The organism is Flavobacterium sp. J27 (genome assembly GCF_004303025.1).
Taxonomy (GTDB): domain Bacteria; phylum Bacteroidota; class Bacteroidia; order Flavobacteriales; family Flavobacteriaceae; genus Flavobacterium.
This window is the reverse complement of the sequence record NZ_PJQW01000014.1, coordinates 10889-28058: the sequence shown is the minus strand read 5'-3', so window position 1 is coordinate 28058 and position 17170 is coordinate 10889. Positions and strand designations below refer to the sequence as shown.

The following is a 17170-nucleotide window of genomic DNA, read 5'->3' as shown; positions in this document are numbered from 1 at the left end:
AGTCGATAATTATTGTTTTTAACCGATAACAACATGAAGAAACACTACTTTATTCAATCATTTTGGTTGATTTTAACTATTTTATGCATTAACTTATCTTTTTCTCAAGGCGCTACTTGCGCAACCGCAACTCCACTTACAATAAACGGAGCATGTGGTAGTGGATTAATTACTGATGGCACTCAAAACAATCCTGCAATTTCAGGATGCTCACCGAGCAATTTCAGAAGAGAAGGTTGGTATACATTTACAGTTTCTGGCGGACCTTTAAATGTAACCATCACTGCTTCGGCTGCTGATAAAGGATTATATCTACAATTAATTTCTTCTACAGCTTCTTGTACAGGCTTATCTGAAGTTACTTGCCAGAATGCAGATGGTGCAAATAACTCCGCACAAACGGAAACCATTTCAACTAATTTAAGTAATGGAATATATTACATTAAAGTAGTTAACGAAGGAAATAATGGCGACATGACTTTAAACAGTATTTGCTTAACAGCGGTGAGCGCACCTACTAATGACAATTGTAATAACGCAACCCCTTTGACAATTACAAGTAGCTGTAGCTATACAACCTATACAAATGTTGGCGCAACAGCTTCAACATCCCCTTCAACACCTCCTGCTCCAGGATGCGGTAACTATTCAGGAGGCGATGTTTGGTTTTCATTTATTGTCCCTGCTAATGGAACAGTTACTGTAGACACACAAACAGGAGGAATAACCGATTCTGGTATGGCATGGTATTCTGGTTCATGTGGTAGCTTAACATTAATAGAATGTGATGACGATGACAGTGCAAATGGCTACATGTCGTCAATTACAAGATCAGGATTAACGCCAGGTTCAACAATATATGTACGTTTTTGGGAATATGGCAATGATAACCAAGGTACATTTGGCATTTGTGCTACTTCTCCATTACCATGTACAAGTCCATTAACACAAGCAAATAATTTTACTACTGGAGCAATAACATCTTCATCATTTCCTGCCTCTTTTAACGGATCTGCTGATGGCTATTTGGTAATACGTTCACTTACATCAACCCCACCAACACAACCTACAAATGGCACAATATACAATTCAGGAAACATCAATACTCTTGGTACAGGATTAACTTTTGTTCAAAGCAATACATCTACATCAATCGCAGGCACAGGATTAAATGGAAATACACAATATTATTATTTCATTTACTCATATAACAACTCTGGTTGTTCCGGAGGACCAATATACAACAATTTAGGACCATTAACAGGTAATGGTACAACTTGCCCAATACCTCCAGCAACTGTATCAACCTCATCAACAGTTTCTAGTATTGATTTTTCATGGTCGTCTAGTATAGGTGGTGGAGCAAATGCTGTTAGTTATGAATTACAAGTTACTTATGATTCGGGTTATACAATTAATGTTCCTGGATCACCTTTTACAATAAACGACCCTACTACATCCAAAAGCGTAACAGGATTAGCATCAAACACAAGCTTCTATTACCGATTAAGAGCTAATAATGGTTGTTATAGTAGTTATAAATCTGGTACTGCTGTTACTGGGTATTGTTTAGCTCAAAACACAACTAACACATCATACTATATCAGTGGTGTTAGTACTTCTGGTGGTGTCTCCAATTTTTCAAATACCCCTACCGGATTTACAGCAGGAGGCTACGCAGATTATACGGCCTCTTATTCTGTATCTCAAAATTCTGGAACAGGTTTCAGTATAACCGCGACTCATCCATCTAGCACTTATGGCTATTCTGTATGGGTAGATTGGAACAATGATTTAGACTTTGATGACCCTGGAGAAAATGTTATTAACACAGGATATTTATCAAGTCCAGCTTCATTAGGAACAGTTACCATACCAGCTTCTACACCAGCAGGAAATTATAGAATGAGAATTAGAAATGCCTATTTAAGCAACCCTGCTCCATCATGTGGAGACTTTCAATATGGGGAAGCAGAAGACTACACTATCAATTGCTTAGGTCCATTACCATGTTCAGGAAACCCAACAAGTATTATCGCTAATGTAACTTCTCAAACCGATGTAGACATTTCTTGGACCGCAGCCTCACCTGATCCTACTAATGGATATCAATATTATATATCTTCCTCAGCTACACCAACACCAAATTCCGGAACGACTCCTACTGGATCTGTCGGCGCTGGAATAACCACAACTACAATAAATGGATTAACACCCGGAAACACTTACTATATCTGGATAAGATCAAATTGTGGTGGAGGTTTAGGTCAAGGCGTATGGGGAACTTATGTACAATTTATTATGCCTACATGCAGTGTAGGTAACAGTCAAGGAACTACTACCCTAGGTTGTCCTTCTGTAATTTCTGGTGGTTTAAGCTTAAATGGTGCAGATCCTTCACCTGTAAGTTGTTCCGCAGCTTCAACTTGTGTAGACCTAGAAGCAACCTATCTAAATCTAGGAGACACTTCTACATATACTGTAGAATCAATTCCATATAATCCACCATATCAATTTACTTGTTTAAAAAACCCAGTGAGTGTAAATGTAGATGATATTTGGTCACCAGTTATTAACTTACCCTTTGATTTCTGCTTTTACGGCAATACATATAATCAATGTTTAATTGGCTCTAACGGTGTAATTACCTTTGACATTACAAATAATCTTCCTGGGGATTATTGCGACTGGAGTTTTTCTGCCAATTTACCTGTAAGTTCTGATGCATCGCTTGTAGAAAATTCAATTTTTGGAGTATTCCATGATATTGATCCTTCTGTAGGTGGTGAAGTCGGATGGGAATTAATAACATTAGATACCGGATGTAGAGCACTTGTAGCTTCATGGAGTGATGTTCCAATGTATGATGAAAATTCAATTTTATATACTGGAATGATGGTTCTTTACGAAAACACCAATGTAATTGAAGTATACATACAAGAAAAGAACATTGATAATTTTGGTGCTGGAACATGGAATGACGGAAATGCTGTAGTTGGTATCCAAAATGCAGATGGAACAATCGCAACCGTGGCACCTAACAGAAATGGATTAGACGCCAACTGGGCTGTTACTAATGAAGCTTGGCGTTTTATTCCAAGCGGATCTTCTATTACTTCAATTAAATGGTATGAAGGTTCAGGAAACACAGGTCCAGTAGTAGGAACAACCGATCAAATAAGTGTTTGTCCAACAGCAACAACAGTATATACCGCAGAAGTAACATACACGCTTTGTGGAGGAGCTACATTAAAAGAATTAGACGAAACAACAGTTACAATTAACGGAGGCAAAATTTGGACAGGTGCAATTGATTCTAATTGGAATGATAATAATAACTGGTCTCCAACAGGCATTCCTACTGCCTCAGATTGTGTTATTATACCTGTTACTGCAAATAATCCAATCATTTCTGGAACCAGTTATGATGCAGTAGGTCTAAATTTAACCATTCAAAACGGTGCAGATTTAACACTAAATCCTACAAACAACTTAACCATTACAAATTGGATAAATAACAACACAACTGGAAATCTTATTTTAGAAAACAGTGCTAGTTTAATTCAGATAAATAACAATACTAACATTGGGTCTATGGATATGACACGAGAAGTAGATGTTAAACTATATGATTATGTTTACTGGTCATCACCAGTGGCAGATTATGCAGTAAACAACATTAATGGAAGCTATCGATTTAAATGGGAACCAACAATACCTAGCACCTACACAAGCGACTTTGGTAATTGGGTGGGTGCCAATGAAAACATGGTTGCAGGAAAAGGATATATAGTAAGAACACCAAATACTTTTAACACTTCTTTACAAGCATTCTCAACAACATTTACAGGGACTCCTAACAATGGAGACATTACAATTCCTATTAGTAGAAGCACCTATGATGGTCCAAACTACACCGGACCAACCACAACACCTATTACAAAAGATGATGACAATTGGAACTTATTAGGAAACCCATATCCTTCAGCTATAAATGCTATCGATTTTTTAACGCTTAATACAAATATAGATGGCTTTATAAAAGTTTGGACGCATGGCAATTTACCAAGTTCTGCGGTAGCTGATCCATTTTATGATACATATACTTATAATTACTCATTGAGTGACTATATTACTTATAATGCATCTGGTAGTTCTTCTGGACCTGGCGTTTTTGGAGGTTATATTGGGGCAGCTCAAGGCTTTTTTGTTTTAATGAATCATGCAGGTACTACCTCCAATGAAACTGTCACTTTTAATAACACAATGAGAAGTAGCACATACGATAATTCTCAATTCTTCAGAACAAATACAAATGAAGAGAAAAATAGAATTTGGCTAGATTTAGCCTCTGAAAATGGAACGGTTTCAAGAACATTAATTGGTTATTTTAGCAATGCAACAAATGCTATAGATCGCCTTTATGACGCCAAAGCTCCGGACAAAAACAATTTTGATATCTATTCTATAAATAGTAATCAAAAATTTAATATCCAAGGACGAGAATTGCCTTTTGATGACTCGGATCGAATTCCAATTGGAATAAATATTCTACAAAATGGAAATCACAGTATAGGAATTGGAGCATTAGACGGTCTATTTAATGAAACAAATCAAGCCATTTATTTAGAAGACTTAGAAAATGGTATTATACATGACTTACGTGTTGCTCCATATAGTTTTACTAGTACTATAGGTGCTATAGATAATCGCTTTGTATTAAGGTTTAACAACAATACCCTTAACGAAACAAATTTAGCATCAACTAATGATGATATAATTGTTACATCTAATGAAAATTTAAATATTAAATCACTTAAGTCTACAATAGATTCCATAACAATTTATGATGTTTTAGGAAGAAATTTAGGTATCTTTGAAAATATAAATGCAACCGAAAAAACCATTTTCAATCTGCAAAAAAACAAAGCACCTATCTTTATCAAAATTAAACTTAATAATGGAAGTTTAATTACTAAAAAAGCAATACACTAACAAATTCACTTTTAAGATTAAAAATCCTCTTCTTTTACAGTAAGAGGATTTTTTTATTCATACAAATAGTACAAAAAAAATATATTATTAACAAAAAAGGCAGATTTATTGTAAAATTTTAAGATTTGTAAGCGATAATTTTACAATATGTCGTAAATAATAAAAATCTAAGAGTATGAAAAAGCTGTTATTTCTTTGTTTCTTTTTATCTGTCCAATTCATGTTTTCTCAAGTAGGAATTGGCACAACCACACCAAATGGCGCCCTAGAAATTACCTCCACTACACAAGGTATCGTTCCTCCTAGGGTAGCACTAACCGCATCCAATGTGTCAGCACCAGTAGTAAATCCACAAGGTGGCGCTTTATTGTCTGGTACCTTTGTTTGGAATACTGCAACAGCAGGAACATCTCCAAATAATGTGTCGCCTGGTTTATATTATTGGGATGGTACAAAATGGGTTGCTTTCGCAGGAGCTTCTGGTGGTCTTGACTGGTCATTACAAGGAAATAGTGGAACAACACCAGGAACTCATTTTCTTGGAACAACAGACACTCAAAATATTCAATTTCATACTAATAATTTAGAAAGAATGCGCATTTTAAGTGGCGGTACAATGGGTATAAATTCCGTTGGAACCACCTCTAGCCAACTAACCGTTGTGGGCGCAAGTACCAATGATGCTGTAGCTGGTTCTGCTAACAACAATGTTGCAAACGGCTTTTGGGGTAGAAATGCTCATGCCACAGGAACTGCAGTAATTGGCGCTACAAATGGATTAGGAGGCGTTTATCCTACCAAAGGTGCAGGAGTGGCAGGTTCATCTACAAATGGTGTTGCAGTTTATGGTAGTACAGGTAATGGTCTTCCTAATGACGCTACTCATAACGGAAATTATGCTGGAGGATTTACATTAGATACCGACAATAACGTTTCAACAAATAACGCTAGTGCATTTGCAAATATCGCAGGAAAAGATGAACAAGCCGTAGGTGTATTAAGTGCTACTGTAAGAAGAATATTATATGGAGGTTACTTTGTAGGCGGTACTTCAACTGGAGGTCAATCCTATAGTTACGTAGGTTTAAAATACAATCACAATAACGACGCAACCGCTACAGGTGGAACCAATTATAAAATTGTAGGTAACGGACTCGTTTCTACCTTAATACCAGACGAAAATAACGAACCACGAATTATGTTTTGTCCAGAAGCTCCAGAAGTCCTATTTGAAGATTATGGCGTTGGTCAATTAACAAATGGAACTGCTTATATTGAGCTAGATAAAATAGTAGCTAAATCACTTAAAATAGATGATAAGCATCCACTAAAAGTATTCATTCAATTAGAAGGAGAATGTAACGGTGTTTTTGTAACTGAAAAATCTCAAAGAGGGTTTAAAGTAAAAGAATTAAGTAACGGAACTAGTAATGTAAGTTTCTCATGGCATATTATTGGCAATCGTGCCGATGCTGTTGACGCTTCAGGAAATGTTACTTCTTACCACCAAGATTTACGTCTTCCATATGGACCAAAACCACTGAGTGAACCTAAATTAGCTTCAAAAAAAGTAGCTAAAAACTAAAGATATTTTATCCAATTCCAAAAAGACCTCCTCTTTAAATAGTCGAGGTCTTCTTCATTAGCATAGGATTCTTTTTCAAAGGAAATATTTCGATACGCCTTACTCCAACTTCGATACATCAAAAATCGAATTAAAAACTCAACACCATACCATATAAAAAAAGGGATAATTAACAATTCTAGCTGTTGCTTTATATGTATTCTTTCATGGTTTAACAACACTAGATTTCGACCGTCCTCTTTCTGAGTTAAAATCACAAAAGGATAAATCGTAATGCCTCTATAACGTTTATTTGTAAAAAATCGAACTATTAAAAGTATCATCTCGCTGCAATTATTTCAAAAACCTACTCATATTTAAGAATAAGTATAATCAATCTTGGATAAAAATATTTATTTTTGGGGAATCTAAAAAGTATTTTTGGATAAAGATTGCTACTATGAACAATAAAATAGACCCAAATACCCTTGTTGAAGGAGAAGATTTTTATTTTACTCCAGAAGGTTATAAATGTTTTACCGAAAAATACCATCTTAAAAGAGGCTATTGTTGTAAAAGTGGTTGTCGTCACTGCCCGTATGGTTTTGATAAAAAAACGGGAACAATAAAAAAATAAAAATGGACATTGTTTTATTACAATATAAAATTAAAATTTACAAAACCTATCACAGGTCAGATATTCGCTATCCCTAGTTATTATTTAGGGCGTGCCCTTCATTACATTTCGGTCGGGCTGTTCGCACTACAAGGTAGTTTACTACCATCCCTCACGCAAAAACTAGACAAAACAAAAATAGCATACAATGACTTTTAAAGAACAAATACAACAAGGAATCCCAAATGAATTACCTACAATAAAACCATACGAAACACATATTAATCACGCACCTAAAAGAAAAGAAATTCTTTCAGATGAAGAAAAAAAATTAGCGCTACAAAACGCCTTACGCTATTTCGAACCCAAACATCATGCCACCCTATTACCTGAATTTAAAGCAGAATTAGACACATATGGTCGTATTTATATGTATCGCTTTCGCCCAGATTACGAAATGAAAGCTCGTCCACTAGAGGATTACCCTGGAAAAAGTAGTCAGGCTAAAGCCATCATGCTAATGATTCAAAATAATTTAGATTATGCTGTAGCACAACATCCTCACGAATTAATAACGTATGGTGGCAATGGAGCCGTTTTTCAAAATTGGGCACAGTATTTATTAACAATGCAATACTTGTCTGAAATGACAGACGAGCAAACTTTAGTGATGTATTCAGGTCATCCTATGGGTTTATTTCCAAGTCATAAAGAAGCACCAAGAGTAGTTGTAACTAATGGAATGGTAATTCCTAATTATTCTAAACCCGATGATTGGGAAAAAATGAATGCTTTAGGGGTCTCTCAATACGGACAAATGACAGCTGGAAGTTATATGTACATTGGTCCACAAGGTATTGTTCATGGAACTACAATTACGGTTTTAAACGGCTTCAGAAAAATAAAAAAAACACCTAAAGGTAGCTTGTTTGTAACTTCTGGTTTAGGTGGTATGAGTGGCGCACAACCTAAAGCAGGTAATATCGCTGGTTGTGTCACAGTTTGCGCAGAAGTTAACCCTAAAATAACACATATTCGTCATTCGCAAGGTTGGATTAATGAAATTATAGAAAACCTAGACGAACTAGTTCCTAGAGTTAAAAAAGCATTAGAAAATCAAGAAGTAATTTCAATTGCTTATTTAGGAAATGTAGTAGATGTTTGGGAACGCTTTGATACTGAAAATCTACATATCGACTTAGGTTCCGATCAAACTTCTTTGCATAATCCTTGGGCTGGTGGTTACTATCCTATTGGTTTTACTTTTGAAGAATCTAATGAAATGATGGCAAATAACCCAGAACAATTTAAAGAAGAAATTCAAAAAACATTACGCCGTCATGCAGATGCTATCAATAAACATACTGCAAAAGGAACCTATTTCTTTGATTATGGAAATGCTTTCTTATTAGAAGCATCCAGAGCTGGAGCTGCTGTAATGAACGAAAACCCTACATTAGGCAGAGAATTTAAATATCCAAGTTATGTTCAAGATATTATGGGTCCAATGTGTTTCGATTATGGATTCGGTCCTTTTAGATGGGTTTGCACTTCAGGAAAACCAGAAGATTTAGCTAAAACCGATGCTATAGCTTGTTCTGTATTAGAAGAAATGATGCAAACTGCTCCTACAGAAATACAGCAACAAATGGCAGATAACATTCAATGGATCAAAGGCGCTCAAGAAAACAAACTAGTAGTGGGTTCTCAAGCTAGAATTTTATATGCAGATGCAGAAGGTCGTATAAAAATAGCAACTGCTTTCAACAAAGCTATTGCTCAAGGGGAAATTGGTTATGTTGTTTTAGGAAGAGATCATCATGATGTATCAGGTACAGATTCACCTTACAGAGAAACCTCTAACATTTATGATGGTTCTCGATTTACATCAGATATGGCGATCCACAATGTAATTGGAGATAGTTTTAGAGGAGCAACTTGGGTTTCTATTCATAATGGCGGTGGCGTTGGATGGGGAGAAGTAATCAATGGAGGTTTCGGCATGGTTCTTGATGGTACTAATGAAGCATCTAAGCGTTTGGAATCCATGCTTTTTTGGGATGTTAATAATGGTATCTCAAGAAGAAGTTGGGCACGTAACGAAGGGGCTATTTTTGCAATAAAAAGAGCTATGGAGACGCAACCTTTATTAAAAGTTACCATCCCTAATATAGTAGCTGACAATTTATTATAAGTTTAAATTTGTTTCTTAGTTTCTTTTTATTTGAACATTTTTTAAACTGTTGTAAGTAATATTGAACCATTTGACAATACATAAAATTATGAAAACATTAAAATTAATTCCACTGTTCATGCTATTTGTTTTAGCGTCTTGTAGCTCTGTTAGAGTAAATGCGGATTACGACAAAAATGCTACTTTTACAAATTATAAAACATATGCTTTTTTAAAAAGTAGTATTGATAAAGCAGAAATTTCTGACCTCGACAAAAAAAGAATTCTTCGTTCTATAGATGAAGTAATGAGTAGCAAAGGGTTTAGTAAAAGTGAAAATCCAGATATGTTAATTGGCATTTTTACTCAGGAACGAGAACGTGTAAATGTCTATAATACTGGTGGATTTGGATGGGGATGGAATCCTTATTGGGGCATGAATTACAACAGAGTATATACCACTCCAGAAGGCACTCTATTTATAGATATTATTGATTCAAAATCTAAAGAGCTCGTTTGGCAAGGAGAAGGAAGTGGTACACTAACGAAAGATACAAACAAAAAAGAGGAAAGAATCATGGAGTTTGTTTCAAAAATATTAGATCAATACCCTCCTGGAAGTAAAAAATAATTACATTTTTTTAAAAAAGGCACGTTTTTTCAAAAATAACCAAAAATAAATTTGATTACTCAAATAAAAAAATATGATTTTAACAAAAATTCTTTATTTTTTCCCTAATACCTATTTCATATAGGATAATTTTATATTTTTGTAATAGTCAAAAACAACAAATGCAAAAAACAGTTATCATTATTGTCTTTATTATTATTCCAATTCTGGGATAGGAGACTTTATACATATATAACATATTTTAAAAGCCTCCTTTTTAGGAGGCTTTTTTATTTAAAAATCTAAAATGAATTGTAACACAGTAATTATCGTCATTATTATCATTCGTCTACCACAACGAGTCAGGTAATTATTGTCTATAAAATAAATAAAAAGCCTTTCTCAAAACAGAAAGGCTTTTTTATTTACGCTTTTAGTTAAAAAGTAAAATCTAAAAAACAGCAATCAAACATCATAAAAAACAAAAACAAAAACAATTGAAAAACAGATACTTATAAAAAAAACAAACCTTTTAAATATTGTATAAGATTAAAAATCTAAAAATAATAAAAAACACATCCTAGTACATTTACATTAACAACAATAAAATGAATACAAAAAACAATCCATATTATTCTTCAGAAACATTTCTTTTCTATAATGGCGAATTTAAAAAAGCTTCTGAAACAACAGCTGATCTTTTTGGGCAAACCTTGCATTATGGCTATGGAGCCTTCGAAGGAATTAGATCTTATAAAACAGATGAAGGAACAAAAATTTTCAAAGCTGTTGAGCATTATGAAAGATTAAAAAAATCATGTGAATTGATTAACATTCCTTTTTCTTATTCAATAGATGAGTTAATTGAAAAATCCTATCAATTACTTGAAATGAATAATCTCGATGATGCTTATCTTAGACCTATCGTTTTTTGCGATCCAAATATGAGCCTAACCAAACCTACAGGTGTAAACTTGATGATTTGTGCCTGGAAATGGGGAACCTATTTAGGTGATAATTTATTACATCTTTCTGTTTCTTCTTTTTGCAGACCTCATCCAAAATCCATCAAAATAGAGGCTAAAATTTGCGGGCACTATATCAATTCTATTTTAGCTACCAATGAAGCTAAAAACAAAGGCTTTGATGAAGCTTTACTCCTTGATTGTGAAGGTTATGTGGCTGAAGGTCCAGGAGCAAATCTTTTCTTCGAAAAAAACGGAACTCTTTTCACACCACAACTAGGAAACATCTTACCTGGAATTACTCGCGCTACTATAATTGAACTCTGTAACAATCTAGACATCAAAATTCAAGAAGGCAAATTTACGCTAGACCAATTATTACAAGCTGATGCTGCTTTTTATTGTGGAACGGCAGCAGAAGTAATTGGTATTAAATCTATTGATAAAAAGGAGTTCTCTTTAAACTGGGAAAAAAGCCTTGGTAAAAGATTACAAATTGCTTATAAAAACTTAGTAAAAGAAAACCAATTTTCATTACAAAATTAAAATCATGTCTTTAAACAAACATAGTAAAACCGTTACACAAGATCCAACACAACCAGCCGCTCAAGCCATGCTTTATGGCATTGGACTAACCGACACACAATTAGCACAACCTTTTGTAGGTATTGCTTCTATGGGATACGATGGCAACACCTGTAACATGCATCTGAATCATTTGGCCACTTTAATTAAAAAAGAAATTAACGATACCGATATGGTAGGTTTAATTTTTAATACTATTGGTATCAGTGATGGTATTACAAATGGAACCGATGGTATGCGTTATTCTTTAGTAAGTAGAGAAGTTATTGCAGACAGTATAGAAAGTGTGGTAGATGGTCATTATTATGATGCTGTAGTAGCCATTCCTGGTTGTGATAAAAACATGCCTGGCTCCATCATGGCTATGGGAAGATTAAACAGACCTTCCATCATGGTTTATGGAGGTACTATTGCTCCAGGAAAATATCAGGGTAAAGATTTAAATATAGTTTCTGCTTTTGAAGCTTTGGGAGAAAAAATCGCAGGAAAAATTTCAGAAGAAGAGTTTAAAGGTATTATCAAAAATTCTTGCCCAGGTGCGGGAGCTTGTGGTGGTATGTATACGGCAAACACCATGGCAATTGCAATCGAAGCTTTAGGTATGAGCTTACCCTATTCTAGTTCAAATCCAGCTGTATCCCATGAAAAAATAGAAGAATGTGAAAAAGTGGCGTATTATATCAAATTACTTTTAGAGAAAAATATTTGTCCGAAAGACATCATGACCTTCAAGGCTTTTGAAAATGCTATCACCACTTTAATTGCATTGGGCGGAAGTACTAATGCTGTCTTGCATATTATTGCTATGGCAAAAAGTGTGGGCGTAAAAATCACACAAGATGATTTTCAAAGAATAAGCAATAAAACACCACTTATCGCAGATTTTAAACCTGGAGGCAATTATTTAATGCAAAATCTTCATGAAAAAGGAGGTGTACCTATGGTATTAAAATACTTACTATCAAAAGGAATGCTGCATGGTGATTGCTTAACCGTAACAGGACAAACTCTTGCTGAGAACTTAAAAAATATAGTTGATATTGATTTTGAAAATCAAAACATCATCAAACCCATAGAAAATCCTATTAAAACTACAGGCCATTTACAAATTCTATATGGCAATTTAGCAGAAAAAGGATCGGTAGCTAAAATTACAGGTAAAGAAGGCGAAAAATTTTCTGGTCCTGCCAAAGTTTTTGATGGTGAAAAAGAACTCATAAAAGGGATTGAAGATAAAAAAATAAAACCTGGTGATGTGGTAGTTATTCGTTATGTAGGACCAAAAGGTGGTCCCGGAATGCCTGAAATGTTGAAACCCACTTCTGCCATTATTGGAGCTGGTTTAGGCAAGAGTGTCGCTTTAATTACAGATGGAAGATTTAGTGGTGGAACGCATGGCTTTGTCGTAGGACATATTGCTCCAGAAGCGTATGATGGTGGTACCATTGCATTGGTAAAAGATGGTGATCGCATTGAATTAGATGCTGCAAACAATTCTATTCATTTAGCTATTTCAGAAACGGAGTTGGAAAACAGAAGAAAAACTTTTGTCAAACCCCAACCTAAAGTTAAAAAAGGAGTTTTATACAAATATTTACAATTAGTAACAGATGCTTCAGAAGGCTGTGTTACAGACGAACTATAATTATGAATACTATGGAAACAGTAGCGCAAACAACATTGGAAAACAACATTGGAAAAACCCATAATGTATCAGGGAGCTTAGCCGTTATCGATGCTCTACTATCGGAAGAGGTCACCACTGTTTTTGGATATCCTGGCGGAGCCATTATGCCTATTTATGATGCTTTATATGATTTTGGAGATAGCTTGCAGCATATTTTAGTTCGTCATGAACAAGGTGCTATTCATGCAGCTCAAGGTTATGCTAGAGCCAGTGGTAAAACAGGTGTTGTTTTTGCAACTAGTGGTCCTGGAGCCACAAACTTAGTTACAGGTTTAGCTGATGCACAAATCGACTCAACTCCTATTGTTTGTATAACGGGTCAGGTTTTTGCCCATTTATTAGGTACAGATGCCTTTCAGGAAACCGATGTAATTAACATAACCACGCCAATTACAAAATGGAACTATCAAGTAACGGATGCAAATGAAATTCCTGAAGTTTTAGCAAAAGCTTTTTATATCGCAAGTTCTGGAAGACCGGGACCTGTTTTAATTGATATTACCAAAAATGCACAATTGCAACTTTTTGAATACAAAGGTTACAGACAATGTGTTCATGTAAGAAGCTATCGTCCGGAACCTATTGTTCGTAAAGAATACATAGAGCAAGCAGCCCAACTTATCAATCAGGCTAAAAAACCTTTTGTGATTTTTGGCCAAGGTGTTATTCTAGGAAATGCTGAAAAAGAATTTTTAAGTTTTATTGAAAAAGCAGGTATTCCAACTGCATGGACGATTATGGGAATGAGTGCTATTCCTACAGATCATCCTTTAGCTGTAGGTATGCTCGGCATGCATGGCAATTATGGCCCAAATTATCTTACGAATGAATGTGACGTCTTAATTGCCATTGGAATGCGTTTTGACGATCGTGTAACGGGTCGACTCGATAAGTATGCAAAACAAGCACAAGTGATTCACTTGGATATTGATCCTGCTGAAATTGATAAAAACGTACAAACTACGGTTCCTGTTTGGGGAAATTGTAAAGAAACCTTGCCTCTTTTAACCGAATTAATTGATAAAAAAAACTATCCAGAATGGTTTGCTGAATTTGAAGCAAAGAAAGAAAGAGAAACTACTTTATTAATCGATAAAGAATTGAATCCTACTTCAGAGCAATTAACCATGGGTGAGGTTATGAAAGTACTAAACGAATTAACGAATGGAGATGCTGTTATTGTGACCGATGTTGGCCAACATCAAATGGTGGCGTGTAGATACACCAAACAAAATTTTTCAAGAAGTAATATTACTAGTGGTGGCTTAGGTACCATGGGATTTGCTATACCTGCTGCCATCGGTGCCAAATTTGGTGCTCCAGAAAGACAAATTGTAGCCATTATGGGTGATGGTGGTGCTCAAATGAACATACAAGAATTAGGAACCATCATGCAGTACCAACCTAATGTAAAAATACTCATCTTAAACAATAGTTTTTTAGGAATGGTAAGACAATGGCAAGAGTTATTTCATGAAAAAAGATATTCTTTTACCGATATCCAAAGTCCGAATTTTGTAACACTTGCAAGTGCTTACAATATTGCTGGAAAACAAATTTCTAAAAGAGACGAACTAAAAAGTAGCCTAAAAGAAATGTTAGACCATCCAGCATCGTTTTTATTAGAAGTTGCTGTTTTACATGAAGACAATGTATTTCCAATGGTACCACAAGGAAAAGGAGTTGCAGAAATTGTTTTAAGCAAAGAAGAAATATAATTATGAAGAAAGAGCATACATTAACCGTTTATACCGAAAATCAGGTAGGACTTCTGAATAAAATAGCAATTATTTTTTCGAGAAGAAAAATCAATTTGGAAAGTTTTAATTCTTCTCCTAGCGAGATTGAAAAAATCTATCGCTTTACTATTGTCGTTATCGAAACTGAAGAAGTAGTTCGCAATCTCGTGAGACAAATTGAAAAAATTGTAGATGTTTTTAAGGTATTTAATAACACAAATGATGAAATTATTTGGCAACAAATTGCTTTGTACAAAGTACCTACTAGTGTGATTATGAAAGATGTAAAAGTAGAACGTCTGCTACGAGAATTTGGTGCAAATGCAGTGGTTATTCGAAACGATTATACGGTTTTTGAAGCCACAGGACAAGATGATGAAATTAATAATTTATTAAAAGAATTGGATAAATATGGTCTTATCGAATTTGTCAGAAGTTCTCGTATAGCAATCATTAAATCGAGTGAAGGGGTACATAAAAAAGTGCTGGATATGCAAAAAAACGATCCTCGAAAATCACCAATTAACAATGAATACTTAAATCATAAAAGTAAGATTTTTCAAATGTAGTAGATAGAAGAAAATCTAAATATATAATTAATATTTTTTTTAAAGATGCGTCAGTTCGAGTGTTTTTGTGAAGAGAAACGCAACTAAAATGTATCGAGAACAACTAAAAAACGGCTCGATACGTTTCGCACTCGAAATAACATATAAACTAAAAAATACAAACTAAATTAAAAGAAAGAATCATGTCAAATTATTTCAACGCATTGCCTCATCGCTTAAAAGTTCAAGAATTAGGAAAGTGCGATTTCATGAATAACACCGAATTTTCTGAAGGTGTAACCCAATTAAAAGGTAAAAAAATTGTGATTATTGGTTGTGGTGCCCAAGGTTTGGCTCAAGGCCAAAATATGAGAGATAGCGGCTTGGATGTTGCATATGCCTTACGAAAAGAAGCTATTGAAGGCAAAAGAGCCTCGTTTGTGAACGCTACCGAAAATGGCTTTGAAGTGGGAACATTCGAAGAAATGATTCCAAAAGCGGATTTAGTTTCGAACTTAGCACCCGATAAACAACATACGGATGTAGTTAATAAAGTAGTGCCTTTGATGAAAAAAGGAGCTTGTTTGTCTTACTCTCATGGATTCAATATAGTAGAAGAAGGCACAAAAATAAGAGAAGATATCACTGTTGTAATGATAGCTCCAAAATCGCCTGCATCTGAAGTAAGAGCTGAATATTTAAGAGGTTTTGGTGTTCCAACATTAATTGCGGTTCACAACGATAACGACCCAAATGGTGATGGTTTAGAAATTGCGAAAGCCTATTGTGTAGGTACAGGTGGACATAAAGCAGGTGTACTACTTTCTTCTTTTGTGGCGGAAGTAAAATCGGATTTAATGGGGGAACAAACCATTCTTTGTGGTTTATTACAAACGGGTTCGATTCTATCGTTCAACAAAATGGTGGAAAAAGGAATTGATGCAGGTTATGCTTCTAAATTAGTGCAATATGGTTGGGAAGTGATTACCGAAGCATTAAAAATTGGTGGTATTACCAATATGATGGATCGCTTGTCTAATCCTGCAAAAATTGAAGCGTTTAAACTGGCTGAAGAATTAAAAACGATTATGACGCCTTTATTTGAAAAACATATGGATGATATTTTATCCGGACATTTTTCAAAAACGATGATGGAAGATTGGGCGAATGGTGATAAAAATTTATTACAATGGAGAGCTGAAACAGGTGAAACTGATTTTGAAAAAACTCCAGCTTCTGAGGTGAAAATTAATGAACAAGAGTATTTTGATAACGCCCTTTTAATGGTGGCTTTTGTAAAAGCAGGTGTAGAATTGGCTTATGAAACCATGACGCTTTCTGGAATTAAAGAAGAATCAGCTTATTATGAATCGCTACACGAAGCGCCTTTAATTGCGAATACTATTGCTCGTAAAAAATTATTTGAAATGAACCGTGTTATTTCGGATACTGCAGAATACGGTTGCTATTTGTTTGATCATGCGTGCAAACCTTTGTTAGCTGATTTTATGCAAAAAATAGATACGAATCTTATTGGTAAAAACTATAATGATACCGCTTCGAATCAGGTGGATAATTTCGAATTGGTAAAAGTAAATGCTAGCATTCGTAATCATTCTATTGAAATTTGTGGGGCGCAGTTAAGAGCGGCTATGACTGCCATGAAAAAAATTGTAGCATAAAAGAGC

11 protein-coding genes are annotated in these 17170 nt (G+C 34.8%); 10 read left to right on the top strand and 1 reads right to left on the bottom strand.

The features are described 5' to 3' along the window. The first annotated feature begins 33 nt into the window (after nucleotides 1–33). Both CX675_RS16725 and CX675_RS16720 read left to right on the top strand, forming a co-directional pair. Complete coding sequence (locus CX675_RS16725) at nucleotides 34–4995, top strand: GEVED domain-containing protein (RefSeq protein ID WP_130736398.1); 4962 nt, start codon at nucleotides 34–36, stop codon at nucleotides 4993–4995. A gap of 175 nt (nucleotides 4996–5170) precedes the next feature. Further along, complete coding sequence (locus CX675_RS16720) at nucleotides 5171–6580, top strand: hypothetical protein (RefSeq protein WP_130736397.1); 1410 nt, start codon at nucleotides 5171–5173, stop codon at nucleotides 6578–6580. Here the strand turns inward: CX675_RS16720 and CX675_RS16715 are convergent. Continuing rightward, nucleotides 6577–6903 carry a hypothetical protein gene (locus tag CX675_RS16715; protein WP_130736396.1) on the bottom strand — a complete coding sequence of 109 codons (327 nt, stop codon included), beginning with the start codon at nucleotides 6901–6903 and terminating at the stop codon, nucleotides 6577–6579. The two genes, CX675_RS16720 and CX675_RS16715, sit on opposite strands and share 4 nt — an antisense overlap. A gap of 116 nt (nucleotides 6904–7019) precedes the next feature. On the opposite strand from CX675_RS16715, the gene CX675_RS19895 reads away from it, so the two are divergent. The 8 genes from CX675_RS19895 to ilvC all read left to right on the top strand — a co-directional run bounded on the left by CX675_RS19895 (nucleotide 7020) and on the right by ilvC (nucleotide 17164). Continuing rightward, entirely contained in the window at nucleotides 7020–7196 is a 177-nt protein-coding gene (locus CX675_RS19895) for a DUF5522 domain-containing protein (RefSeq protein ID WP_165396071.1), read from the top strand. Between the two features lie 187 nt (nucleotides 7197–7383). Continuing rightward, nucleotides 7384–9369 (top strand): urocanate hydratase, encoded by a 1986-nt coding sequence (locus CX675_RS16710; RefSeq protein ID WP_130736395.1) that lies wholly within the window; start codon nucleotides 7384–7386, stop codon nucleotides 9367–9369. Nucleotides 9370–9457: 88 nt separating this feature from the next. After that, nucleotides 9458–9979, top strand: coding sequence for a DUF4136 domain-containing protein (locus CX675_RS16705; RefSeq protein ID WP_130736394.1), 522 nt, complete (start codon nucleotides 9458–9460; stop codon nucleotides 9977–9979). Nucleotides 9980–10566: 587 nt separating this feature from the next. Then, a complete protein-coding gene (locus CX675_RS16700; protein WP_130736393.1) occupies nucleotides 10567–11469 on the top strand; it encodes a branched-chain amino acid transaminase in 903 nt (300 codons plus the stop codon). 4 nt (nucleotides 11470–11473) lie between these two features. Then, the gene (gene ilvD, locus CX675_RS16695) at nucleotides 11474–13153 is read left to right on the top strand and encodes a dihydroxy-acid dehydratase (RefSeq protein WP_130736392.1); all 1680 of its coding nucleotides are present in this window, start codon (nucleotides 11474–11476) and stop codon (nucleotides 13151–13153) included. Nucleotides 13154–13164: 11 nt separating this feature from the next. Beyond that, entirely contained in the window at nucleotides 13165–14913 is a 1749-nt protein-coding gene (gene ilvB / locus CX675_RS16690; protein ID WP_240723674.1) for a biosynthetic-type acetolactate synthase large subunit, read from the top strand. Between the two features lie 2 nt (nucleotides 14914–14915). Continuing rightward, nucleotides 14916–15503 (top strand): acetolactate synthase small subunit, encoded by a 588-nt coding sequence (gene ilvN / locus CX675_RS16685; RefSeq protein ID WP_205728647.1) that lies wholly within the window; start codon nucleotides 14916–14918, stop codon nucleotides 15501–15503. A 182-nt stretch (nucleotides 15504–15685) separates the two neighbouring features. Next, nucleotides 15686–17164: a ketol-acid reductoisomerase gene (ilvC, locus tag CX675_RS16680; protein ID WP_130736389.1), complete on the top strand. Its 1479-nt coding sequence runs from the start codon at nucleotides 15686–15688 to the stop codon at nucleotides 17162–17164. The last annotated feature ends 6 nt before the right edge of the window (nucleotides 17165–17170 follow it).